Here is a 22,698-nt window from a genome sequence, read left to right on the forward strand (position 1 = left end):
CCTCCTCTCTGGCTCGATCTGTCGTCGTGGCGCGCTTGGGACGTGTCTGACAATTCCCGCCGGGTGCGCGACGCCAATGGTCAGACACGCCCTAAGGCCGCGTCAGGCCGGGCAGTTGCGTCCGCACCCCGCGCCGTCCGCTGGTCCCGCCGTCCGGCGAGGGCGCGCCGTACCGGACGTTCACGCCGCGCTCGCGCGCTGCGCGCACGATGCCGGGGACCGCGCGTTCGGCGAGCGCGGAGATGGTCAGCGCGGGGTTGACGGTGAGCGCTCCCGGGACGGCGGAGCCGTCGGTGACGAAGATGCCCGGGTGGTCGCGGAGTTCGTGCCGGTCGTCGAGCGCCGAGGTCCCCGGGTCGTCGCCGATCCGGCAGGACGCCAGCGGGTGCACGGTGTACGCGCCGACCAGGTCGTTGGTCCACGGCATGACGCGGGCCAGGCCGTCGCGCTCCAGGATGTCCTTCACCACGGCGTCCGACTCGGCCCAGCCGCGCAGGGTGTTCTCGGTCGGCCGGTACCTGATCGGTCCGCGCCCGAGCATCTGCTGGGAGATCCGGTCCGCGTTGCCGGTGGCCGGCGGCGGGCCGAAGACGCCCTCGTTGTCGTCCTCGACCATGGTGAAGACGGTCAGCCAGGACTGCCACCGCCGGACCATCTCCTTCTTCTCCACGCCGAACCAGCCGGGGCCGGTCGCGTCGGGCACCTGCGCCAGGATGGTGCCGAACCCGGGCGGGAAGTAGAGCTGTTCCAGGGAGAACCGCGAGTGCTCCGGGAGCGAGCCGTCGAGGTTGTCCCAGCTCGCCACGACCGGCCCCTTGCCGATCTGGTTGGCCCCGAACGCCAGGCCGTCGGAGCGCTTGAGCCCGAGCAGGTCGCGGGCCCGGTCCTCGTCGACGACGGCCGTGTTGAGGCGCTCCCCGTTGCCGGAGAAGTAGCGGCCGACGGCGGAGGGCATCGTGCCGAGGTCCGCCTCGGAGCGCTGGAGGATCACCGGGGTGGCGCCGGCGCCGGCCGCGAGCACGACGATCTTCGCGTCGATCGTGCCGCTGCCGACGTGCACCCGGTAGTCGGTGTCGTCGACGACGTCGTAGTGCACCCGGTAGCCGCCGCCGTCCGTCCGGGAGAGCCGCTGCACCTCGTGCAACGGCCGGATCTCGGCCCCGTGCGCGAGCGCGGCGGGCAGGTAGTTCAGCAGCAGCGACCGCTTCGCGTCGAAGCGGCAACCGGACATCATCCAGTTGCAGTTGGTGCACTTCGCCCGGTCGATGGCGGCCGGGACGGGGTTGGCGGTGCGCCCCGCGTGGTCGCAGGCGGCGGCGAACAGGCCGCCCGCGTAGGTGACGTCGTTCCAGTCCTGCTGGGTGATCGGCAGCGCCTCGGCCACCCGGTCGTACCAGGGGTCGAGGGTGTCCCGGGTGATGGCCGCCGGCCACATCCGGCGGCCGATGCCGCCGCGGCGCTCGAAGGCGAACCGGGGCGCGCGCGGCATCGCGGCGAAGTACACCACGCTGCCGCCGCCGACGCAGTTCCCGCCGAGCAGGCTCATGCCGTCGCCGACCACGAAGTCGAAGATGCGGGTGTAGGAGGACCCGAGCAGGAAGTCGTGCTCGAAGTCGGGCGCCTCCAGCCACGGGCCGCGCTCCAGCACGGTGACCCGCGCGCCGCCGGCCGCCAGGTGGTAGGCGGCGATGGCGCCGCCGAAGCCGCTGCCGACGATCAGGACGTCGGTGCTCTCGGTGCTCGTCATGCGGGGCTCCCTGTGGACGTGGTGCCCGGGTGGGGTTCGGCCAGCTGCCGCCGGTACGAGAAGTCGGAGAACCGCCACAGGCCGTCGGCGTCCGGGTCCATGAACCCCATCGCCGTGAGGCCGGGGTGGCCCGCCGCGATCGCGTCCGCGGTGTGCAGGTGGGCGGCGGTGTCGTAGGCCATGTTGCTGAACAGCGCCAGCAGGACCCACAGTTCGCGCTCCGGGTGGTCCGGGCCGGTCAGCGTCCGCACCAGGCCGGTGCGGTCCGCGAACGGAAGGGCGACGAACGGCGGCACCGCGTCGTCGAGCGGCCGGCCGTGCTCCTGCGCGTAGGCGCGGGCGTGGCGGTTGAGCGCCTGCTCGTAGTCGTCCAGGGCGTTCGACAGCCCGGTCGCGGGCGTCTCCAGCAGTTCGATGGCGCCTGCCTGCACCGCGCCGCCTCCGGTCGAGGCGCCGGCCACGGCCCGGTCGTCGGGGGAGCGCTTCTCCCCCGGGACGATCGTGTCCGCGAACGCCTCGAGCGTCATGGTGCGGTAATCCTGCTGATCTGGGATACGCGAGCCCACCGGCATCTCCTCAGGTGGTCGTCGAAAAAACGGGCCCGACGCACCGGCCGACCCCGATTCGCATACGCGACTTTGGCATCGTCCGGGCAATACCTCCACCTCCGCATCTCCTGCGTTGCTGAGGAGCGTTGATCGGCTTCGGCGGCCTCAACCCGGCGGCCGCGCGGCGGCGTTGACCCGTGAGCGCACCATCCCCCACCGCGGGTCGGCGGTGGTGCGCACCCGATCCCGCCCGTTCCGGCAATCGCCCTTGACAATCGGGTTCAAACATACGAACCCCCCCGGCATCCCAACTTTCAGACATGCCAACGGAATGTGCCAACGCGCCATTGCACTTGTCATGCACCAACTGATAACGTCGTCTCTCGTTATGGCGGCGGCCCCCTTTCGTCCTCCCCTTTCCGGCGGGGGACGCCTTCGCATGCCATGGCCTCTCTGACCGCCGGCCCGGAAACCACGGCCGCGACTTTCGTACCCGACCATCGCACGGGCGGAATTTCTGTTCATTCGCATGTACAGCAGAGAACCTGGAGTCGATCATGAAATCTGCCATCGAGCAAGCCGTGACCCGGGCCATCGAGACCATGCACGAGAACATCGGCGAGCTGCTGACCATAGACGATATGGCGCAGGCGGCCATGTACAGCAAATTCCATTTCTCCCGTGAGTTCCAACGGATGACCGGGGTCTCGCCACGGCGATTCCTCTCCGCCATACGCCTGGAGACCGCGAAACGCCTCCTCATCGAGACGACGTTCACCGTGACGGAGATCAGCCACCGGGTCGGGTACAACAGCGTCGGCACGTTCAGCTCCCGGTTCACCAGCAGCGTCGGCGCCTCCCCCACGATGTTCCGTCAGCTCCGGGGCTTCACTCCCCGGATCGAGGTCGACTTACACGGCCGGGGCCGCGGCGCGGAACTCTCGACGTTCCGGGGCGAGATCCGGGCCTCGGTCGCGGGGGACCTCGGCCGGGTGTTCGTCGGACTCTTCCCGACCCGGATCCCGGAGGGACGGCCGGCCGCCTGTTGCGTCCTCCCCCGCCCCGGGGCCTTCCTGCTCGACCGGGTGCCGAGCGGCACCTGGTACCTGCTGGCGCACTCCGTCCCCGTCTCCTTCGACGAGGTGCTGACCGGCGACGGCGAGCTCTCGGTGGGATCGGTCGGACCGATCGAGGTGCGGCCGGACGTGCCGCTGCTGCCGATGGAACTGCGGCTGCGCCCGATCCGGGCCCTGGACCCACCGGTCCTGCTGGCGCTGCTGGACGTACGGTCGACGGCGTTCAACGAGCTGTCCCAGGTCGCCGAGGCCCCCCGGGCCGACAGCGCCTGAGCCGCCGCCCGCCCCGACAGGACGGTGAAGACCCGACGGACGGCGAAGTCCTTACGGCCCGGATCCCCCCGCGGAGGTCCTCTGCGGGGGGATCCGGGCCGCGACGGAGGGTGTGCCTCAGCCGGCCGGGTGCACGGTCATCGGCAGGCCGCCGGCCACCCGCAGCGACAGCATCGGCTCGGGCGTCACCCGGTGGCCGGGCACCTTGACCAGCCGGAGGTCCCGGGCCACCACGGCGATCGTGAAGACGGCCTCCAGCAGCCCGAGGTGGTTGCCGACGCAGAAGCGCGGCCCCGCCCCGAACGGGATGTAGGCGTAGCGCGGCCGGTCCGTGGCCCGGTCCGGGTCGAAGCGCTCCGGGTCGAACTGCTCGGGCGCGTCCCAGAAGCGGGGGTGGCGGTGCAGCGTGTACGGGCAGATCAGGACGTCGGCGCCGGCCGGCACGTGGTAGCCGCCCACCTCGTCGTCCGCCTGCGCCTGCCGCGGGAGGATCCACACCGGCGGGTAGAGCCGCATGACCTCGTCCACCACCCTGGAGGTGTACCGGAGGCGGTGCAGGTCCTCGAACTCGGGCAGCCGGTCGCCGAGCACCTCGACGGCCTCGGCGTGCAGCCGCTCCCGCACCTCGGGGTGCCGGTCGATCAGGTGGAAGGTCCAGCCGAGGGTGCTCGCCGTGGTCTCGTGGCCGGCGAGCAGCAGGGTGACCAGTTCGTCGCGCATCCGCTGCCGGCCGACCCGCGGGTCGGGCTCCTCCGCGGTGGCCGTGATCAGCCGGGACAGCGCGTCGTCGCCCGTGCTCCGCCCGCCGTCGCGGGCGGTCCGGTCCGCGACCAGCCGGTCGACCACCCGCTGCAGGTCCTGCCGGGCCCGCCGGAAGCGCAGCTGCTTGGCGAGCGGCACCCAGGAGGGCACCGCGCCCATGGTGACCATGTCGAACATCGCCTGGTCCTGCACGGCCTCGAAGTCGTGGCCGACCGCCTCGAAGGCGCCGAGGTCGACGTCCAGCAGCGTGCGGCCGAGCACCCCGAGGGTGAGCGCCGTCACCTCGTGGACCACGTCGACGGGCCCGCCGCCCTCGTGCGCCCGCAGCCGGCCGACCAGCTTGACCGCCTCCTCCGCGACGACCCCGGCCTGCCGGGCGATCCGCTTGTGCTGGAAGGCGGGCTGGATCTGCCGGCGCTGCTTGCGCCAGAGCTCGCCCTCGCTGGTCAACAGGCCGTTGCCGAGGGCCCGTCGGGCCTGCACCAGGCCGATTCCCTTGTGGTAGTTGGCCGCGTTGTCCGCGAGCACGTGCTTGGCGTGCTCGGGGTGGTTGAAGAAGTAGAGCGTCTTGGGGCCGATGGAGATCCGGACCGCGTCGCCGTACTCCCGCGCGGCGGAGCGCATCAGCTCCAGCCGGTCCCCCACCAGCCTGCGCAGCAGGACCGGGGCGGCCCGGCGCGGCGGTCCTGGCGGCACCCGGCGGGTCGCGGGCACGGCTAGCACCCCCCGTCGTTCGCCAGGCGGTCGGCGACGGCCCGGCGCCACACCTCGTACGCGGGCAGCGCGCCCGGCACCGGCCCGGCCGGCCGGACGTCCCGGGTGACCCTGGCCGCCTCCTCCGGTCCCATGCCGCAGAGGACCCGGGTGGCCAGTTCCGTGTGCGGGACCAGCAGACCGGCCCGCAGCCGGGCCTCGGCCGCGAACGCGCTGCCCTGCGCGACGATGGCCCGGTGCGGTCCGGCCCGGTCCCGGAACGCCCGCAGCTCCGCCTCGTCCGCGCCCCCGGCGTATGTGGCCGCCAGTCCGGCCCCGCTGTAGAGGTCGGACCACCGGGACTCCGGGAACTTCTCGATCATGGTCGCGACCAGGTCCGCGTCGGTGCCGCCGACGAACCACAGGGCCCGGCCGATGCCCTGGTCGATCGCGTGGCCGGCGTACGACGGCGTGTCACCGGCCGGCCAGGGGAAGGCCGGCTCGCGGTACTGCTCGTGGACGTACCGGGCGGTACGGAAGTACGCCTGGTGGAACCCGTACCCGTCGAGCACGAGCCAGCGCAGCAGCGGGTCGAGCCCGTCGACGTCCGGCCGGCGGAACCTCGGCAGCCGGGCCATCGCCCAGCCGATCCCGACGTAGACCATGTAGACGTGGTCCGCGCCCCGCCCGGCGAGGAAGCGCCCCACCGAGCCGCGGCCGGACAGCGGCAGCCCGTCGAGCACGGCGAAGCCCATGCCGGCGCCCTCGTAGGCGAATCCGCGGAACGGGGCCGGAACGCCCTCCAGGCGGAGCTCCGCCGCCGCCGGGTCCCGGGCCTCCATCGCGTACGCGTAGCCCTCCAGGAACCGCCCGCCGACCGACTCCAGCAGGTGCTGGGCGTCCGGTGACTTCCGGTGGAAGCCGCGCTTCTCCAGTAGGGTCTCCGAGGTGCTCGGGGTGAGAACGCGTCGTCGGAGCGTTCGCCATGCACTGGGCACGCCATTCTCCTCTCAGGTCTTCCTCACGTCGGTGTGCTGCCACGCGGATGGTGCCCGGCCGGCTCCGGCGGGGCTTCTCCGCACCTGCTCAGTTCGCGGGGGCCGCCGCGGGCGGCCGGGGCCGGTCCGGCTGCCCGGCGGCACGGAAGTGCGTCCGCACGTTGGCCCGCCACAGCTCGTACGCCGGCGGTCCGGCGGCGGCGCCCGGGGCACGGCCGGCCGCGGCGGGCTCGTCCACCGCGCAGTCGTCGGCCAGCTTCGCGGCCCCGTCGACCGACAGGCCGGTCAGGGCCGTGGCGGCGGCCTCGCAGTGCGCGGGCACGAAGCCCGCGTACGCGCGCGCCTTCGCGGCGAACACCGACCCCTGGGCGAGCTCCGCCCGGTGCTCCCCCGCCTCCCCGCGCAGTGCGGCCAGGCCGTCCGCCGTGGCGCCGCCGGCGAAGGTCGCGGCCAGTCCCACCCCGCTCCACAGGTCGGCCCGCCGGTCGGCGCGGAACCTCCGCACCGCGACGGCCACCTGCTCCGGCACCCCGCCGTGGATGAACCACAGCGCCCGCCCGATGCCCTGGTCGACGGCCCGCCGGAAGTACTCCGGCGCACCCTGCCACGGGTACGGCTTCACCTCGCGCTGCTCGTCCACCCAGCGTCGGGTGCCGAAGTAGGCGAGGTCGAAGCCGTACCCGTCGACCGCCAGCCAGCTCATCGTCGGGTGGTACGGCGTCCCGGCCAGGTCCGGCAGCACCTTGCGCCACAGCGGCCGCGGCAGGCGCGCCATGGCGAAGCCGATGCCGATGTACGCCAGGAAGATGTGCGGCTGCCCCGGCCCGGCCAGCAGGTCGCGGGTGCGGCTGCCCCGGCCCGTCGCGTCCAGGACGGTGAAGGCCATCGTGGCGCCCTCGTAGGCGAATCCGCGCTGCTCCGGGTCGACCAGGCGCAGCCGGCGCTCGACCTCCCACTGGTTGCGGGCGTCGATGCCCCACTCGAAGCCGCAGACCACCGCCTGGGGCACCGCCTCCAGGCGTTCGGTGGCGGCCGTGGGGGTCACCGGGAAGCCCCTTCCGGCGAAGGCCACCGAGGCCAGTGACGGTGTCAGCACCAGTCGGCGCAGTGATCCGAAGGTCGTCGGCACGATCCCTCCCAGCCCAGCGTCCTGAATGACGGCCCCTCCATGCTCCGGGGGCGGCGGGGGCGGCCGCATCTCCGCGGTTGCGTTCTTTTCGGCCGGATGACCGTCGCTACCCGAACTCCCTTTCACGAAGCGGCCTTTCCCCACCTGAGGTTTCCTCGGCCAGGCCGCCGAAAGGCCTCGGAAACCGCGCCCGGGGGTGCCGCGGACCGTGTTGTCGAAATCCCCGGCGGCGCGGTGGAATGGGGCCGTGCGGGACCGGGTGCCCGGCGCCGTCGGGTCCGTTCCCCGTCCAGGCCGTCCCATCGAAGGAGTGCGCGCATGAACACGCGTCACCAGCAGGACGAGGCCCCGCCCGAGCCGCTCTGGGACCGGGCGCCCGACTGCGTGGCCTACCGCCGGTCCCGGCGGAACATCACCGAACTGCTGCTCGCCGCCCGGCCCGGGGCGGCCGGCGTCCCGGTCCCCGCCTGTCCCGGGTGGACCGTCCTGGACCTGCTCGGCCACCTGGTCGAGGTCTGCCGGACGGTGGCCGCCGACGTGCCCGGCAACCTGTGGGAGGTGCCGCACGCCGAGTCCGGCACCGGCCTGGCCGGCCTGCTCGAGGAGTGGTCGCGGCTGGACGGCCCGGTGGAGCGGGTGCTCTCGGACACGCCGCAGCTGCGGCACACCATGATGATGATGGACGCGTTCACCCACGAACTCGACCTGCGCGGCGCGCTCCGGGCGCCGGTGGTCGCGGACCAGCCGTCGTACCCCTCGGCCCTGGACCTGGTCGTCCGGGGCTTCGCCAACTCGGTGCGCTCCCACGGGCTTCCGGCGCTGCGCATCCGGACGGCGGGCGCCGAGTGGCAGGCCGGTGACGGCGAGCCGGCCGCCGTCCTCCAGGGGCACCGCCACGACCTGCTCCGGTCGCTCACCGGCCGGCGGACGGTCGGGCAGGTCTCCGGACTGGCCTGGAGCACCGCGCCGGACGCCTGGCTGCCCGCGTTCACCTGGGGGCCGTTCCGGCCGCCGGAGCGGCCCGTGGAGGCCGCCGTCGCCGCGCGGTAGCGCCCGGGCCGCGGAACGGCTCCGTGGCGCCGCCCGAGCGGGCGGCGCCACGGAGAGGTCACGGTGTCACGCGGCGGTCGTGGTGCGGCAGACCGGCCGCGGCCTCACGCCACGGCCGCCCCGACCTGGCTCTGCTGCGGCTGGACGGCCGTTCCGCCCCCGGACGCCCCGGCGGCGTCCGCCCGCCGGGAGCGCCGGCGCAGGTGCACGACCCACCACCCGAGCCCGCGCAGGGCGCAGACCAGCGTGGTGGCGAAGAACAGCGTGTAGACGACGTTGAACACCATCAGGATCGCGTACACGAAGGCGACCGAGCTGCCGAACACGAACTGGGCCCGGCCCTTCACCGGCGTCGTGCCCGGGTCGCTGATCATGTAGTTGGTGAACAGCACGAAGGCGACACCGGTCATCGGGCCGAGCGCGGAGAACAGCGCGACGTCCCAGATCCAGTGCCGGAGGAACGCCTGGATGGCGAACGCGCCGAGCCAGCCGACGATCAGCGGGGTCCGCTTCGTGAGCAGCGCGTTGATCACGGTTCCGGCCGTGGCGATGATCAGCGGGATCATCACCCGGAAGAAGGTGTTCGCGTTCTCCGTGAACTCGTAGGGCGGCGCGATGCTGAACCACGAGCCGAAGCACACCAGCGACATCGTGATCCCGAAGTTGGACGGGTTCATGAAGTGCCGCATCCGGCCGGCGATCGGTGCCTGCAGGGCGTGCTTGCCGCCGACGCCGATGACCACGCCGAAGACGATCGGCAGCAGCTGGTTGTTGCCGTAGGTCAGCATGTTGACCGCGAGCGCCGTGATGTGGGCCGGCAGCAGGAACTCGTACACGCCGCGGAACCCGTTCCCGCGGAAGCGGGGGGCGCGGCGCTGGGCCCAGGCGCTGATCAGCTCGAAGCCGATCTCGCAGGCGTAGGCGGTGAACACCGCGACGAACGGCCACAGCCAGGGCTGCTCGAAGCCGAGCAGGGTGTAGCCGAAGATGTTGAACACGCTGATCGAGAGGGCGAAGTTCCGCAGGGCGAGGTACCGCGGGTCCTTCGGCTTCGCGGGGGCGGCCGGTGCGGCCGCCGGGGCGCCGCCGGCTCGGGGTTGCACGCTCGCGCTCATCGGTTCGGGACCTCCTGGACCTGGTCGGTCAGCACGAGCGTGTGCGTGCCGGGGCTGAGCTGCTCGCTCTTCTCGTGCAGTCCCCCGGCGGCGTCCCGCCACCTCAGGTCGACGGTGACCGGCCCCTGGTGGGCGCCGAGACCGAAGCGCACGTCGAAGCTGCGGAAGCCGCCGTGGCCGCCCCCGCCGTCGAGCCGGGAGATCTGGGTGCCGGTCGGGGTGGTGACCCGCACGGTGGCGTCGTACGCGGGCGCCCCGGTGTTCACCAGGCCCTGTCCCGCGGCGCCCTCACCGGTCGGCCGGTAGAGCCGCAGGTTCAGCTGACTGCCCAGCGCCGGCGCGGTGTTGGCGTAGAAGGCGGGCGGCCCCCACTGGCGGGCCACCGCGAAGTCCAGCCGGCCGGTGCCCGTGGTGTCGCCGGTGGCGAGGCCGCGGGTCGGCGTCGGCACGGCGATGCCCAGCCGGGAGCTGATGTTCACGTACGGGCCGTCGGGGGTCTTGGCGTAGAAGGCGATCGCCTCGTCCCCGGCGATGTCGTCGCCGGGCTGGACGTTGGGCCACATCGCGGGGTTGGACAGCAGGTCGTCGTTGGTCATGGCCATCTCCTGGAGCCACGGCCAGCGGTCGATCTTCCCCTTGACGAAGCCGGTGGCCTGGAGCACCGCGAGGTCGCCGCTGTTGAGGAAGTCGCCCATCTTGGTGTCCCAGCCCCACCCGGTCCAGGCCATGCCGTGCTCCTGGGCCTCCTGGGTGAACGGGGCGATGCCGGCGGCGAGCTTGCGGCGCATGTCGGCCTCGTCCTTGGCCTTGTTGATCCAGAGGAAGTTGCTCTCCTCCAGGCCCCAGGCGACGGTGATGTTGCTGACCATCATGTCGAAGTCGCCGTTGCGGCCGATGTCGCCGAAGTCGACGCCCATGCCCTTGAACGAGCCGTTGCCGAGGACGAAGGACTTGGGCGTGGTCGGCGTGCGCTCACCCTTGGCCTCGCTGAACTCGATGTGCCCGGGCGTGGACCGGTTGTAGAGCAGGTGCCCGTGTCCGAAGTCGTTGGCGATGTACAGCTCGGGCAGTCCGTCACCGGTCAGGTCGGCGCCCGAGATGGCCAGCGTCCACCCGGTCGACGCGTCGTAGGGGATCGCGCCCTTCTCCTCCACGTACGACGCGGTGGGCTCCGTCCCCGAGGTGCTCTGCTGCCAGCGCAGCACGTGGTCGCCGCCGGCGTTCTTGGCGCTGGACAGCGAGTCGTTCATCACGACGTTGTTCAGCCCGTTCGGGTCGAGCACGTCGGAGTCGGGGAAGTAGTTGCCGATCACGATCGACGGGCGCCCGCTGCCGTCGATGTCGCCGACGTAGTCCGCGTCGGTGTTCCAGCGCGGGCCGTGGTACTTCCCGTCCAGGGACTCCGAGGGCACCAGCTCGCGCGGCACGTAGGAGGCCGCGGCGGGGGTCGTGGCGTCCGACCTGGCCATGAACAGGATCGGCGTGCGGCCCCAGTACGTCACCAGCAGGTCCATCCGGCCGTCGCCGTTGAAGTCGCCGGGCGTGCAGCCGGTGGGCGCCATGGTGTCGTCCATCGGCAGCGGCCTGCCGTCCAGCACGAAGGGCGTGAAGCGGTCGGCCGGCCGGGCGGTCGGGGTGTACGTCACGATCACGCTGTCGGTCCTGGTGTCGACGATGCACATGCCGTCGGCCACGCCGTGCCCGGTCAGGTCGTTGATCGCGATGCTGGCCCCGACCGAGGAGATCCACGAACGGATCTTCTGGTAGGCCGGGTTGACGGTCCGGACCGTCCGCATCGGCCGCTGCTCGTAGCCGGGCGGCATCGCGATGGGCAGTTCCTTGAAGCCGTACTGCTTCGCGACCTCCTCCGCCCCGGCCGCCGCGACCGAGGTCCGTACGGCGAAGAACAGCGAGGTGGCCACCATTATCACCACCAGGCCTGGAATCAGTCTGCGGATTCGTTCACGGTACGCCACCGGGTTCCCCTCTCGACGGATCGAATACGACCCCGTGCCCGCGTCGAGTGCAGGACGCGGCCAAAACCCCCTGCTGGCAGGACGGTTCGGGATGACGGAATTCACGACCCGAAATGCGCCGGCGATAGGCACGTCACGCGCGGGTCTACTGTACGAGGATGTACGCAAAGCACTCGGAATCGCTACTTCCCCGTTGCTCAGCGGGAGGAATTGCGGCCGCCGCCGGGACCGTCGGCCGGCCCTCGACCGCACGACGAAGCGCCCTCCCGCGCGCGTGCCGCGGAAGGGCGCTTCCAGAACTCAAGAGAGGTTCACCGGGGGGGGGGGAATGGCTTCTCCCGTCCGCCGGTTCACCGGTTCACCGGTCAGGCGTACGTGACGACCGCGCGGAAGCGCGCCTCACCCCGCTCGACCCGGTCCAGCGCCTCGGCGACCCGCTCCTTGGGGAAGGTCTCGACCAGCGGCGTGACGGCCCCGGAGGCGACTAGGTCGAGGGCCTCGGTGAGCCGGTCGAGGCCGTTGTGGGTGGCGCCGATCACCTGCTGGCGCTGCGCCCAGAACGGGCTGGTCGGCGGGATGGCGAAGGGCTCGACCGGGTCGATGGTGGCCAGCACCATCCGGCCGTTCGGCCGCAGCCCCTGGAGGGCCCCGGCGGCGGCCCGGTAGGAGGTGCCGGTCACCAGGACGACGTCGGCGCCGCCGATCGCCCGCAGCCCCTCACCGTCGGCGACCACGTGGTCCGCGCCCAGGGTCCGGGCCAGCCGGTGCTTGTCCGGCGAGCTGGTGACGGCCACGGTCTCGAAGCCGCTGGCCCGGGCGAACTGCACGGCGAGGTGGCCGAGTCCGCCGATCCCGAGCACCGCGACCCGTTCGCGCGGTCCGGGATCGGCGGCGCGCAGCGCGCTCCACGCGGTGTAGCCCGCGCACAGCACGGGGGCGGCGGTCTCGTACGGGACGGCGTCCGGCAGCAGCACGGTGCTCGCGGCCGCCACCGCGACGTACTCCGCGTGTCCTCCTTGCACGGTGAGGCCGCTCATCACGGCCTCCGGGCAGTTCATCCCGGACTGCCCGGAGAGCGGGAGGTTGAGCCGGCAGTACGCGCACCGGCCGCAGGTCGCCTGCACCCAGGTGGCGCCGACCCGGTCGCCGACCCGGCGGCCGGTCACCCCGGCGCCGACCTCGACAACCTCGCCGGCGGCCTCGTGCCCGACCACCACCGGAGCGAACGCCGGGAAGGGGAACACGCCCTGACTGACCAGCAGGTCGTTGTGGCAGACCCCGCAGGCGTGGACCCGGATCAGCACCTGGCCGGGACCGGGCCTCGGGGTAGGGATCTCGCGAAGCTCCCAGCGCGCCTTGGCCTCGGGTACGACGGCTGCCCACATCGGCCGAACCACCTTTCCCTGTCAACTGCTCCGCGGCCCGAGCCGGACCGGGAGGGTCTGGACGCCGTTCATGATGAAGGTGGCCTGCGGTGCCAACTCCTCGGCGGGTACGGAGAGTTCGAGGTCCGGGAAGCGCCGGAACAGCGCGGCGAGGGCGGTCTCGGCCTCCATCCGGGCCAGCGGCATGCCGATGCAGCGGTAGACGCCGTGGCCGAAGGAGAGGTGCTCCTTGTTCGCCCGGGTGGCGTCGAAGGCGTCGGCGTCCTCCCCGTGGACGGCGCGGTCGCGGCCCGCCGCCGCGAAGTTGATCAGGACGGGCTCCCCCTTGGCGATGGTGACCCCGCCGAGCTCGATGTCCTCCACCGCGAAGCGGAACGGCAGGTGCGCGACCGGCGCTTCGGCGCGCAGGCTCTCCTCGATCACCTCCGCCCAGCCCACCGCGCCGGACCGGAGCAGCGCCCGCTGGTCGGGGTGGGTGAGCACGGCCCGGACGGTGTTGGCGAGCAGGTTCATCACCGGCTCGGTCCCGGTGGCGAGCAGCAGGTGCAGGGTGCCGACCAGTTCGGAGTCGCTCAGCCGGGATCCGTCCTCCTCCTGGGCCTGGACCAGGTCGCTGGTCAGATCGTCCCCGGGGTCGCGGCGCTTGCCCTCGACGAACTCCAGCATCTCCCGGTGCCACCGCTCGACGTTGGCCGCGGACTCCTCCGGGGTGATGGTGGTGTCGACGTTCACCTCGCCGCCGCGCAGCATCCGCTCACGGTCCCCGGCCGGCACGCCGAACAGGTCGCAGATCACCCGGGCCGGCATCGGATGGGCGAAGCGGGCCTTGAGGTCGACCACCTCGCCGGGCGCGAGGCGGCCGAGGTCGTCCAGCAGCTCCTCGACGGCCTTCTCCACCTCGGCCCGCATCGCCTCGACCCGGCGCGGGGTGAAGGCGCCGGCGGTCAGCCGCCGCAGCCGGGTGTGGTCGGCGCCGTAGCGGGTGGTGAGGTTGTCCATCAGCACCCAGCCGATGAGCGGGAAGTCCGCGCCGATCCGGCCCTCGGCGAACGCCGCCCAGTGCCGGCGCGGGTCCTTGGACAGGCGGTGGTCGGCCAGGGCCCGCCGGGCGACGTCCTGGCCGGTGATCGACCAGGCCGGTACGCCACCGGGCAGTTCGATCCGGGCGACCGGGCCGTTCGCCCGGATCCGGGCGCCCTCCGCGTGGATGTCACGTCCGGCTCGGTCGATGACGACGGGGGCGGGGAGTGACACGGAAGCCTCCAGGCGGTCGGAGCGGGGCGCGGGCGGAGTCAGGGAGTCGCCGGGTCGCGGGGCCACGCGGCAGCGGGGCCAGGGCCGTTGACCGGCCCTGTCGAGGCTGGCACCCGCGCGGGGTGCCCGCATCTCCCGGCTTGCGGCGTCCCCCCCGGCCGGCGGCTGGGCGGCCGCCCAGCGCAATCGGGAAGATGCGGCGGCCGACGGCCCGGTGTGACGCTGGCCGTCACCGGGCCGTGGTGATCGCGGCCGGGAACCGCCGGATAAGGAGAGAGCCATGTCCGCCACTCCCCCGCCCACCGCCGCCGACGTCGCCGCGCTGCGCGCCGTCCCGGAACTCATCATCGCGGCCTGGGCACGGCACGACGCCGACGGCTTCGCCGCGGTCTTCACCGACGACGCGACGCTGATCCTGCCCGGGGACGTCTACCTGACCGGCCGCGAGCAGATCCGCGCCTTCATGGCGCAGGCGTTCGCCGGCCCGTTCAAGGGCACCCAGGTCACCGGTGAGCCGCAGTCGGTCCGCCCGCTGGCCGACGACGTGGCCGTCCTGGTCACCAAGGGCGGCGTGCTGGCCCCCGGGGACACCGAGGTGACGCCCGAGCGGGCGATCCGGGCGACCTGGGTGCTGGCCAGGCAGGGCGCCGACTGGCGGATCGCCTCGTACCAGAACACCCCCGTCGCCGCCTGAGCCCGGAGCCGGAGCGGCGGGGCCGTCGCCTGTTCTCCCCCCGGAGACCGCGCGGCGGCCCCGGCTCCGCACCGACCGCCGGCCCTCCCCCGGCGGCCCGGCCGATCGACGCTCCGGGGCGCCGCGCGGCCGGTACAGTGCCGTGCGGGACGGTGCCGTACGGCTGCGGCACCCCCGCACGGACCGGCCGGTACGCCGGCCGCCACCCCTCCGGCGCCGGCCCGGGTCGGCGCACGGTCCCGCTGAGAGGACTCGGATGCGTCCCTTCCGTATCGACATCCCGCAAGAAGCCCTCGACGACCTGGACCGCCGGCTCGCGGCCACCCGCTGGCCCGGCGAACTCCCCGGCGCCGGCTGGCGGCGCGGCGTGCCGCTCGGCTACCTGAAGGAACTGGCCGAGTACTGGCGCACCGGCTTCGACTGGCGCAAGGCCGAGGCGCACCTCAACTCCTTCCCGCAGTTCCTGACCGAAGTCGACGGCGTGGACGTCCACTTCCTGCACGTCCGCTCGCCCGAGCCGGACGCCCTGCCGCTGGTCGTCACCCACGGCTGGCCCGGCTCGGTGGCGGAGTTCCTGGACGTGATCGGCCCGCTGACCGATCCGCGGGCCCACGGCGGCGATCCCGCCGACGCGTTCCACCTGGTCATACCCTCGCTGCCCGGCTACGGCTTCTCCGGCCACCCCCGGGAGGCCGGCTGGGACACCGCCCGGGTCGCCCGGGCCTGGGCCGAGCTGATGCGCCGGCTCGGCTACGACCGGTACCTCGTCCAGGGCGGCGACTGGGGCATGCCGGTCTCGCTGCAGCTGGGCCTGGCCGACCCGGAGCACGTGGCCGGCGTCCACCTCAACATGCTCGCCACCTTCCCGCCGCAGGACCCGGCCGAGTTCGCCCGGCTGGACCCGGCGGACCGGGCCCGGCTGGAGTTCGCCGGGTACTTCGAGCAGGACGGGGCCGGCTGGCGGAAGATCCAATCCACCCGGCCGCAGACCCTCGCGTACGGCCTGACCGATTCGCCGGTGGGCCAACTCGCCTGGATCGTCGAGAAGTTCATGGAGTGGACGGCGGCCGGGACGGTTCCCGAGGACGTCGTCGACCGGGACCGGCTGCTGACCGACGTGGCGATCTACTGGTTCACCGCCTCCGCCGGCTCCAGCGCCCAGCTCTACTACGAGTCCAACCGGCTGGACGCCGACTTCCTCCGCACCTGGGCCGGCCCCTGGCCGCTGTCCGCACCGGTCGGGGTGGCGGTGTTCCCCGAGGACGCGGTCCGGCCGGTCCGGCGCTGGGCCGAACGGATCCTGCCGACCCTCGCCCACTGGTCCGAGTTCGACCGCGGCGGGCACTTCGCCGCCCTGGAGCAGCCCGGGCTGTTCGTCGACGACGTCCGGGAGTTCGCGCGTCGGGTCCGCTGAGCGGACCGTTCACGGAGTCGCCCGGCACCGGGAGTCCGGTGCCGGGCGCGGCCGTTCCGGCGGGCGGCCGTACCGGTGGGCGCGGCCGTGCCGGCGGGCGGCCCGTTCCGATCGGCCGCCGCCGGCTCAGTTCCGGCCGGAGAGCTCCGGAGCGCCCGCGTGGGCGCCGGCCGGGGGCGGGACGGGCCGGCGGGCGGCGCGCAGCACCCGCAGCAGGGTGCGCGGGTGCATCAGCGACTGCGGGGTGGCCACCAGTCCGGCGATCCGCACCAGTGCCTCGGTGATCCGGGGATCGTGGACCGCCGCCCGCTGGGCCAGCGCCGCGTAGCGGTTGACCAGGTGGGTCTGCGGGGTGCGGCGGCCCGCGACGCCCGGGTAGCCCAGGTCGGTCACCGCGGCGAAGGACCAGGGGGCCCGGATCTCCCGCGCGACGTCGCGGAAGTAGGCCCGGGGGTTCGGCAGCCGCCGCCCCGCGGTGTGCCGCCGCAGCACCAGGGCCTGCAGCGCGGCGGAGGTCATGCCCTGGGCGTAGGCCGGGTTGAAGCTGCACACCGCGTCGCCCAGGACGACCAGCCCGGCGGGGAAGCGCTCCAGCCGGTGGTAGTCCCTGCGGACACTGGCCGGGAAGCGGAACCGCAGGGGCTCGTCGAGCGGTTCGGCGTCGCGGATCGCCTCGTGGATCTCGGGGACGGGCAGCGAGCGGACGAAGGCGTGGAACCCCTCGGGGTCGACGGGCGGGTGGTCGCCCACGATCCCGGTCACCGACAGCTCCACCCGGTTGTCCTCGCCGGGCACCCGGTAGAAGAAGGCCCCGCGCGGGTGCGAGGGCGTGGCGGCGGGGATGATGGCGATGTCGCTGCCGAACGGATCCCCCTTGAGGCGGTAGTGGCGGGTGGTGTACGCCAGGTCGATCTCGATCCGCTCCTCGGGGGGTGCCTCGTACCCGAGGTCGGCCAGCCAGCGCGGGGTGCGCGAGCCGCGGCCGGTGGTGTCGACGACCAGGTGCGCGGAGAGCGTGCGCTCCGTGCTCCCGGGGGCGCGCCGCTGCACCCGGACCCCGGTGACCCGGCGCCTGGTGGTGTCGGTCACCGGGGCGATGACGTCGTGTTCCTCCAGGAACGTCACCTCCGGCAGCGCCCGTACCCGCTCGCGCAGGTGGTGTTCGAGCACCGGCCGGGTGGCGGGTACGGACGGCAGGCCGGTGTGCGCCGGCCGCAGCCGCAGCCCGTTGAAGTACCAGCGGATGTCGGCGCTGAAGTCGCCGGGCCGCACCCCGGCGGCGACCAGTTCGTCGGTGAGGCCGGGGAACAGCGACTCCATGATCTGGTGGCCGCGGGCGACCAGCCCGTGGGCGTGGTTGCCGTGCGGGACGCCGCGCCGCGGCCCGCGGACGCCGAGGATCCGGTCGCGTTCGACGACGACGACCCGGGGATAGGACTCGGCGAGCACCCTCGCTGCCAACAGGCCTGCGATGCTTCCGCCGAGAACCACGGCGCATTCGTCGGTACGGGTGCCCATGACGGTCCCTTCTGTCGGGTGTGGGACGGGTGGCGGTCCCCGTGCTGGTGCGCCGCCGCGCTGTCGGCCTTCGCCCGGAGCGCGCGTGCGCGCGGGTCCGCGGCACCCCCGCCCGGTGCCGCGGACCCGGTGGCGCTTGCGGTCAGTGCCCGGTCAGTGCCCGGTCGACCGGAACTGGCCGGGCGTGCGGCCCGGACCGGCCGGGCCGCGGTAGGCCTGGGCGAGGTCGAGCCAGGCCTCGGCGTCCTCGCCACGGGCCGTCAGGGCGAGGTCGTCGCGGTGCCGGCGCCTGGTCACCAGCAGGCAGAAGTCGACGGCGGGTCCGCTGACGCGCTGCTCCGCGTCGGCGGGGCCGAACTCCCACCGAGCGCCCGACGGAGCGGTGATCTCGAAACGGAACGTTGTCTCCGGCGGCGTGAGCCCGCGGGCCTGGTAGCCGAAGTCCCAGGTGCGGACGGCGAACTCGACCAGGTAGCGGATCCGGTCGGTGTGCTCGCGGCGCTCCCCGAGCGCGTCGGCGATGTCCTGGCCGTGGCCGAACAGTTCCATCATGCCGGCGGCGGCGAGCACGGGGGCCGTCAGCGGGCGGACCAGCCACGGCAGCGGCCGGTCCGCCGGAACGGCCGCCAGGGCCTCCTCGGCGGCCCGGCGCTCGGTCTGCCAGCTCTCCAGCAGGAGCTTCGGCGCCTTCGCCAGGTAGGGCTTGAGGGCCTGCTGCACCGCACCGTCCATGTCCTGCCCGATGCCGGCGGCGACCGCCCGGAAGGCCTCGGGGTCGCCCGCCGCGAGTCCGGCCAGCCTGAAGGTGGCCGTGAGGTGGGCGACCTGGTGGGCGACGGTCCAGCCGGGGGCCGGCGTGGGGCGTGCCCAGTCGGCTTCGGGCAGGTTCGCCACCAGCGCGTCGACGGCCTCGCCGTCCAGCACCAGCGCGGAGATCACGTCCTGTCGGTCGACCATGCCTCTTCCTTCCGTTGAGCGGAACCGGCCGGATGCCCGGCGCACTCCCAATCCGCCTCGAACCATGGCGAGTTGGGCGAATCCAGTATCTGCTCCCGGAGATCGGCGGGCTTCTCCGCCCGTGCTCTGCCACCGGCCGCACCCGCGCCCCTGTCACCCGCGCCCCGTCACTCGGAGGCCGCGCCGAGCGCCGGGGCCGCGAGCCGGCTCCGGCGGCTGATGTACCAGGCGGCCGCGCCGCACAGCAGCGCCAGCACGGAGACCGCCAGCAGGACGTCGGAGGCCGAGGACACCAGGCCCGCCAGCAGCAGCGGCCCGCACAGGCCGCCCAGCCGGTTGAAGAAGGAGACCCAGCCGGTGGTCCGGCCGCGCCGTTCCGGATCGGCCAGGTCGGCCGCGATCGGCAGGAAGATCGCGGCCATCGAGTTCACCGAGAACAGCGCCGCCACCAGCGCGCCCGCGCAGATCCAGCCCACCTGCGCCACCGCGCCGCTGGCGGTGAGCGCCAGCAGCAGCACGGCGGTGACGGTGGCCAGGCCCGCCGCCATGCTGGTCGGGCCGAACCGGCGGTAGCCCAGCATCAGCAGCAGGGCGCACGGGACCATCACCACCGCCGCCACGGTCAGCATCAGGTTCGCGGTGCGCACCGGCACACCGCCGATCCGGGCCAGGCTCGGCACCCAGGTGGTGAGGCCGAAGGTGAGCAGGCCGATCAGGGTGGCGAACGCCCGCTGGAGGCCGTGGGTGAGGGCCCGCGCGGACCGTGAGTCCCGCCGCGGGGCCGGTGCGCTCCGCGCCGCCGGGGCGGAGAGCGCCACGTAGTCGGGAACGAAGGGCGTCAGCACGGCCAGCACGGCGCCGGTGGGGGCGCCGATCAGCCAGAGGATCCGCCAGCCGAACACCGGCTCCAGCCACAGGGCCGAGCCGGCGGCGATCAGGTAGCCGACGGCGGTGGCGACGACGGAGAGCGCCACCACCACCGAGCCGCGGACCCGCCCGCCGACCGCCTCGGTGAGCAGCGTGATCAGCAGCGGGGCGAGGCCGCCGACCGCCAGGCCCATCAGCCCGCACATCAGCAGGTTCCCGCGGAAGGTGGGCATCGAGCCGCACATGCTGGTGGCGGTGAAGCCGAGGGTGGCGATCAGGTAGGAGCTGCGGCGGCCGATCCGGTCGGTGAGCACACCGAACAGCAGTGCCCCGGCCGCCGTCCCGGTCAGTCCGCAGACCGCCAGCAGGGAGGCCGTCCGGGGGTCGAGGCCGTAGTCGGCCCGCATGCCGGGGATGACGAAGCCCAGCGTGGAGGTCTTGCTGATGTCGACGGTCAGGGCGGCCGTACCGATGACGGCGATCAGCAGCCGGCCGCGCCGGCCGCCACGGAGTTCGGTCGGGGCCGAGCGCGGCCGTCCGCGCAGGGCGGCGCCGGCCACCACGAGCAGCAGTCCGGCGAAGGCGGTGAACATCTCCGGCATCTCCGCCAGCGGCATGCCGCCGAGCTTCCGTCCGGCGTCGGCCGGGGCGTGCGCCATCTCCATCTGCATCGGCATCGGCATCGCGGGGTCCATGGCGAAGGCGTGGTGGAAGGCCAGTGCGGAGGAGACCAGCACGATCGCGCTGCCCGCGTACAGGAGCATCGCGGCGCCGAGGGGTCTGGAGAACACGGGGCGGCCTTTCGGTCGGGGGCGGCGGTCGCGCCGGGTGACTGGGAAGCTACGCCGGGCGTCCTGAGGGCCGCTTCTCGCAGTGTGCTGGGATCGGGAGTTGTGGACCCGCGACCGGTTCCGGCACCACGGCGTTTTGGTTGACTGGGGACATGAGTCCGCGTCGCTCGGATCCCCGTGCCCGCCCGGGGCTGGTGACCATCGCCGCCCGGCTGCTGGCGGAGGAGGGGCCGCAGGCACTGTCCACCCGCCGCATCGCGAGCGAGGTCGGCACCTCGACGATGGCCCTGTACACCCACTTCAACGGAATGCGCGGGCTGGCGCGGGCCATCGTCCACGAGGGGTTCGCCCGGCTCCAGCAGCACTTCACCCAGGTGCGGCCCAGTGACGACCCGGTGTGCGACCTCGCGCTGCTGGGCCGTGCCTACCGGTGCAACGCGCTGGCCAACCCCCACCTGTACGCGGTGATGTTCGGCGGTTCCTCGCTGGCCGGGTTCTCGCTCGACGAGGAGGACCGCCAGTACGGCCGCTACACGCTGGCCGGTGTGACCGAGTGCGCGGCCCGGTGCGTCGGGGCGGGCCGGTTCCGCCCGGCGGACCCGGAACTGGTGGCGCACCAGATGTGGTCGGCGGTGCACGGCCTGGTCGTCCTGGAGCTCGGCGGCTACCTGATCGAGCCCTGCGACGCCGACCGCCTGCTGGAGGCGCAGCTGGTGGGGCTGATGGTCGGTGTCGGCGACACCCGGGAGGCCGCCGCCGGATCGGTGGCGGCCTCGGCCCGGCGGCTGCGGGAGGAGGTGGTGCCGGTGGTGGACCCGGCGGGGCCGGAATAGTCCGGCGCCGGGCACCCGAACTCTTTCCGGACCGCTTTCTCCCGTCGTGCTCTTGCCGTTCGGAACGTCTTGGTGGAGAAGGGACGCTGCGCTAGCTTCTCGAACAGGAGGCATTGTCCGCCATCCGCCAGGAGAATTCGGGGAGTGTGGGAGAGCATGCAGCCGAAGACCTACGAGTACGATCCGGCCGTGTTCGACTTCGCCGCGGCGGTGCGGTCGATCTACCGGACCGAGGACCTGAGCGCGTTGCGGCCGGACGCCCCGATGGAGCTGCTCACCTGGCGGACCGACCAGTCCACGGAGTTCCACGCCGCCTTCTACCGGGAGTTCGAGCCCAGGCTCCGGGACCTGTACCGCGGCTTCGTGAAATCCTTCGTGCCGGACGTGCTCGGCACCGACGAGTTCTGCTTCCAGCGCGTTCCCACCTTCCGGATCCATTTCCCGGGAAATGTCGCGGTCGGCGAGTTCCACAAGGACGGCGACTACCACCACGCCGACGGCGAGGTGAACTTCTGGCTGCCGCTGACCCGGGCCTGGGGGACCAACTCCGTGTGGGTCGAGCGGGAGCAGGGGTCGGAGGACTACGCGGCGACCGAACTCGACGTGGGGCAGCTGCTGGTCTTCGACGCGGTCGGCTGGAACCACGGGAACAAGGTGAACGACACCGACTCGACCCGGGTGAGCTTCGACTTCCGCTGCATCCGGCTCGCCGACTACCGCGCCTCGGACCTGCGGACGGTGGACGCCGGCCGGGGGCTGTGGATCGGGGACTACTTCGACGTCTTCTGACCGGTTCCGCTCCGGCGCCGCCGGCCCCGCGTCCGTGACGCGGGGCCGGCGGCGCACCGGCGCGGTCATCCCAACTGCCGGCCCAGCGGCGTCAGGTCCAGGTAGTTGTGGACGGCGAGGAGGATGTCCAGCCCGCGCGAGAAGGTCGAGTAAGTGTGGTAGACCTCCTCGCCGTCCCGCAGGAAGACGCTGACCGCGGGGAGTTCGTGGCCCCAGATGTCCCATGGGCCGACGGCGGCCTCGTGCTCCTCCCTGGTCCGGAAGTTGATCAGGAGCGGGGTCACGGACTCGTCCAGCGTGGCGTGGAAGTCGTAGTTGAAGCGGCTCCCGTACGACGAGTAGTACGGGATGTCCCAGCCCATCCGCTCCTTGTACCGGCGGATCTTCTCCTGCGGCGCGCGGGAGACCAGCACCAGCGTGGTGTCCCGCTCGTGCAGGTGCGGCAGGTACCCGATCTCCCGGATCTGGAACCGGCAGCTGGGGCAGCCCTCCTCCCACTCCGGGTCGAACATCACGTGATGGACGATCAGTTGCCGGCGTCCCTCGAAGAGGTCGGCCAGGGACGCCTTGCCGTCGGGGCCCTCGAAGACGTAGTCCTCCTCGACCCGGACCATCGGGAGCCGCCTGCGCTCGGCGCTCAGCGCCTCCCGGGCGTGCGTGAACTCCTTCTCCCTGACCAGGAACTCCCTGCGGGCGGCGAGCCACTCCTCCCGCCCGACGACCTGGGGGAGCTCCGACTGCGGTTCCGTGTCCATGGTGCCGTTCTTCCTCTCGTGCGGTGCGGTGTTCCGTACTGCGGTGTTCCGTACTGCCGTGCTCCGTACTGCCG

At 73.1% G+C, this 22,698-nt stretch carries 19 protein-coding genes; 6 read left to right on the top strand and 13 right to left on the bottom strand.

Annotation, left to right across the window (positions count from 1 at the left end):
• Positions 1 to 91: 91 nt before the first annotated feature.
• Positions 92 to 1,747 (bottom strand): FAD-dependent oxidoreductase, encoded by a 1,656-nt coding sequence (locus ACWDD9_RS21705; RefSeq protein WP_049657656.1) that lies wholly within the window; start codon positions 1,745 to 1,747, stop codon positions 92 to 94.
• The gene (locus ACWDD9_RS21710) at positions 1,744 to 2,274 is read right to left on the bottom strand and encodes a DUF5987 family protein (protein WP_380740992.1); all 531 of its coding nucleotides are present in this window, start codon (positions 2,272 to 2,274) and stop codon (positions 1,744 to 1,746) included. The genes ACWDD9_RS21705 and ACWDD9_RS21710 overlap by 4 nt, the downstream gene beginning before the upstream one ends.
• A 578-nt stretch (positions 2,275 to 2,852) precedes the next feature.
• On the opposite strand from ACWDD9_RS21710, the gene ACWDD9_RS21715 reads away from it, so the two are divergent.
• Entirely contained in the window at positions 2,853 to 3,644 is a 792-nt protein-coding gene (locus ACWDD9_RS21715) for a helix-turn-helix transcriptional regulator (RefSeq protein WP_449812389.1), read from the top strand.
• A 117-nt stretch (positions 3,645 to 3,761) separates the two neighbouring features.
• On the opposite strand, the gene ACWDD9_RS21720 is transcribed toward ACWDD9_RS21715, so the two are convergent.
• From ACWDD9_RS21720 to ACWDD9_RS21730, 3 genes are all read right to left on the bottom strand, one after another.
• Positions 3,762 to 5,120 (bottom strand): cytochrome P450, encoded by a 1,359-nt coding sequence (locus ACWDD9_RS21720; RefSeq protein ID WP_375872997.1) that lies wholly within the window; start codon positions 5,118 to 5,120, stop codon positions 3,762 to 3,764.
• Positions 5,121 to 5,122: 2 nt separating this feature from the next.
• Positions 5,123 to 6,097, bottom strand: a complete 975-nt coding sequence (locus ACWDD9_RS21725; protein ID WP_449812390.1) for a DUF1702 family protein — start codon at positions 6,095 to 6,097, stop codon at positions 5,123 to 5,125.
• A gap of 88 nt (positions 6,098 to 6,185) precedes the next feature.
• Positions 6,186 to 7,226 carry a DUF1702 family protein gene (locus ACWDD9_RS21730; RefSeq protein ID WP_449812391.1) on the bottom strand — a complete coding sequence of 347 codons (1,041 nt, stop codon included), beginning with the start codon at positions 7,224 to 7,226 and terminating at the stop codon, positions 6,186 to 6,188.
• Positions 7,227 to 7,544: 318 nt separating this feature from the next.
• On the opposite strand from ACWDD9_RS21730, the gene ACWDD9_RS21735 reads away from it, so the two are divergent.
• Positions 7,545 to 8,276 (top strand): maleylpyruvate isomerase family mycothiol-dependent enzyme, encoded by a 732-nt coding sequence (locus ACWDD9_RS21735; protein WP_449812392.1) that lies wholly within the window; start codon positions 7,545 to 7,547, stop codon positions 8,274 to 8,276.
• A gap of 104 nt (positions 8,277 to 8,380) precedes the next feature.
• On the opposite strand, the gene ACWDD9_RS21740 is transcribed toward ACWDD9_RS21735, so the two are convergent.
• The 4 genes from ACWDD9_RS21740 to ACWDD9_RS21755 form a co-directional block, all read right to left on the bottom strand.
• Positions 8,381 to 9,391, bottom strand: a complete 1,011-nt coding sequence (locus tag ACWDD9_RS21740; protein ID WP_449812393.1) for an enediyne biosynthesis protein — start codon at positions 9,389 to 9,391, stop codon at positions 8,381 to 8,383.
• Complete coding sequence (locus ACWDD9_RS21745; protein WP_181970774.1) at positions 9,388 to 11,316, bottom strand: CRTAC1 family protein; 1,929 nt, start codon at positions 11,314 to 11,316, stop codon at positions 9,388 to 9,390. The genes ACWDD9_RS21740 and ACWDD9_RS21745 overlap by 4 nt, the downstream gene beginning before the upstream one ends.
• Positions 11,317 to 11,732: 416 nt before the next feature.
• On the bottom strand, positions 11,733 to 12,752 hold the full coding sequence (locus ACWDD9_RS21750; RefSeq protein ID WP_449812394.1) for an alcohol dehydrogenase catalytic domain-containing protein: 1,020 nt from the start codon (positions 12,750 to 12,752) through the stop codon (positions 11,733 to 11,735).
• A gap of 21 nt (positions 12,753 to 12,773) precedes the next feature.
• Positions 12,774 to 14,006: a cytochrome P450 family protein gene (locus ACWDD9_RS21755; RefSeq protein WP_449812395.1), complete on the bottom strand. Its 1,233-nt coding sequence runs from the start codon at positions 14,004 to 14,006 to the stop codon at positions 12,774 to 12,776.
• 280 nt (positions 14,007 to 14,286) lie between these two features.
• Here ACWDD9_RS21755 and ACWDD9_RS21760 point away from each other — a divergent pair, with 280 nt between their 5' ends.
• Both ACWDD9_RS21760 and ACWDD9_RS21765 read left to right on the top strand, forming a co-directional pair.
• Positions 14,287 to 14,700, top strand: coding sequence for an SgcJ/EcaC family oxidoreductase (locus tag ACWDD9_RS21760; protein WP_074002835.1), 414 nt, complete (start codon positions 14,287 to 14,289; stop codon positions 14,698 to 14,700).
• Positions 14,701 to 14,956: 256 nt separating this feature from the next.
• Positions 14,957 to 16,114, top strand: coding sequence for an epoxide hydrolase family protein (locus ACWDD9_RS21765; RefSeq protein ID WP_449812396.1), 1,158 nt, complete (start codon positions 14,957 to 14,959; stop codon positions 16,112 to 16,114).
• A 126-nt stretch (positions 16,115 to 16,240) separates the two neighbouring features.
• On the opposite strand, the gene ACWDD9_RS21770 is transcribed toward ACWDD9_RS21765, so the two are convergent.
• The 3 genes from ACWDD9_RS21770 to ACWDD9_RS21780 all read right to left on the bottom strand — a co-directional run bounded on the left by ACWDD9_RS21770 (position 16,241) and on the right by ACWDD9_RS21780 (position 20,247).
• Entirely contained in the window at positions 16,241 to 17,632 is a 1,392-nt protein-coding gene (locus ACWDD9_RS21770) for an FAD-dependent oxidoreductase (protein ID WP_449812397.1), read from the bottom strand.
• A gap of 153 nt (positions 17,633 to 17,785) precedes the next feature.
• A complete protein-coding gene (locus tag ACWDD9_RS21775; protein WP_074002837.1) occupies positions 17,786 to 18,589 on the bottom strand; it encodes a TIGR03084 family metal-binding protein in 804 nt (267 codons plus the stop codon).
• A gap of 167 nt (positions 18,590 to 18,756) precedes the next feature.
• On the bottom strand, positions 18,757 to 20,247 hold the full coding sequence (locus tag ACWDD9_RS21780) for an MFS transporter (RefSeq protein WP_449812398.1): 1,491 nt from the start codon (positions 20,245 to 20,247) through the stop codon (positions 18,757 to 18,759).
• A gap of 152 nt (positions 20,248 to 20,399) precedes the next feature.
• Here ACWDD9_RS21780 and ACWDD9_RS21785 point away from each other — a divergent pair, with 152 nt between their 5' ends.
• Both ACWDD9_RS21785 and ACWDD9_RS21790 read left to right on the top strand, forming a co-directional pair.
• Complete coding sequence (locus tag ACWDD9_RS21785) at positions 20,400 to 21,080, top strand: TetR/AcrR family transcriptional regulator (protein WP_449812399.1); 681 nt, start codon at positions 20,400 to 20,402, stop codon at positions 21,078 to 21,080.
• A gap of 156 nt (positions 21,081 to 21,236) precedes the next feature.
• A complete protein-coding gene (locus ACWDD9_RS21790) occupies positions 21,237 to 21,869 on the top strand; it encodes a streptomycin biosynthesis protein StrG (RefSeq protein WP_241852903.1) in 633 nt (210 codons plus the stop codon).
• Between the two features lie 65 nt (positions 21,870 to 21,934).
• On the opposite strand, the gene ACWDD9_RS21795 is transcribed toward ACWDD9_RS21790, so the two are convergent.
• Positions 21,935 to 22,624: a DUF899 domain-containing protein gene (locus tag ACWDD9_RS21795; protein ID WP_449812400.1), complete on the bottom strand. Its 690-nt coding sequence runs from the start codon at positions 22,622 to 22,624 to the stop codon at positions 21,935 to 21,937.
• Positions 22,625 to 22,698: the final 74 nt, after the last annotated feature.

Source organism: Kitasatospora sp. NPDC001119, from assembly GCF_053598475.1.

Bases quoted from the DNA above. Each gene is read 5' to 3' on its own strand.
- ACWDD9_RS21750 (WP_449812394.1), bottom strand. From the start codon at position 12,752: ATGTGGGCAGCCGTCGTACCCGAGGCCAAGGCGCGCTGGGAGCTTCGC.
- ACWDD9_RS21765 (WP_449812396.1), top strand. From the start codon at position 14,957: ATGCGTCCCTTCCGTATCGACATCCCGCAAGAAGCCCTCGACGACCTG.
- ACWDD9_RS21795 (WP_449812400.1), bottom strand. From the start codon at position 22,624: ATGGACACGGAACCGCAGTCGGAGCTCCCCCAGGTCGTCGGGCGGGAG.
- ACWDD9_RS21710 (WP_380740992.1), bottom strand. From the start codon at position 2,274: ATGACGCTCGAGGCGTTCGCGGACACGATCGTCCCGGGGGAGAAGCGC.
- ACWDD9_RS21760 (WP_074002835.1), top strand. From the start codon at position 14,287: ATGTCCGCCACTCCCCCGCCCACCGCCGCCGACGTCGCCGCGCTGCGC.
- ACWDD9_RS21740 (WP_449812393.1), bottom strand. From the start codon at position 9,391: ATGAGCGCGAGCGTGCAACCCCGAGCCGGCGGCGCCCCGGCGGCCGCA.
- ACWDD9_RS21770 (WP_449812397.1), bottom strand. From the start codon at position 17,632: ATGGGCACCCGTACCGACGAATGCGCCGTGGTTCTCGGCGGAAGCATC.
- ACWDD9_RS21790 (WP_241852903.1), top strand. From the start codon at position 21,237: ATGCAGCCGAAGACCTACGAGTACGATCCGGCCGTGTTCGACTTCGCC.
- ACWDD9_RS21785 (WP_449812399.1), top strand. From the start codon at position 20,400: ATGAGTCCGCGTCGCTCGGATCCCCGTGCCCGCCCGGGGCTGGTGACC.
- ACWDD9_RS21745 (WP_181970774.1), bottom strand. From the start codon at position 11,316: ATGGTGGCCACCTCGCTGTTCTTCGCCGTACGGACCTCGGTCGCGGCG.
- ACWDD9_RS21735 (WP_449812392.1), top strand. From the start codon at position 7,545: ATGAACACGCGTCACCAGCAGGACGAGGCCCCGCCCGAGCCGCTCTGG.
- ACWDD9_RS21715 (WP_449812389.1), top strand. From the start codon at position 2,853: ATGAAATCTGCCATCGAGCAAGCCGTGACCCGGGCCATCGAGACCATG.
- ACWDD9_RS21775 (WP_074002837.1), bottom strand. From the start codon at position 18,589: ATGGTCGACCGACAGGACGTGATCTCCGCGCTGGTGCTGGACGGCGAG.
- ACWDD9_RS21705 (WP_049657656.1), bottom strand. From the start codon at position 1,747: ATGACGAGCACCGAGAGCACCGACGTCCTGATCGTCGGCAGCGGCTTC.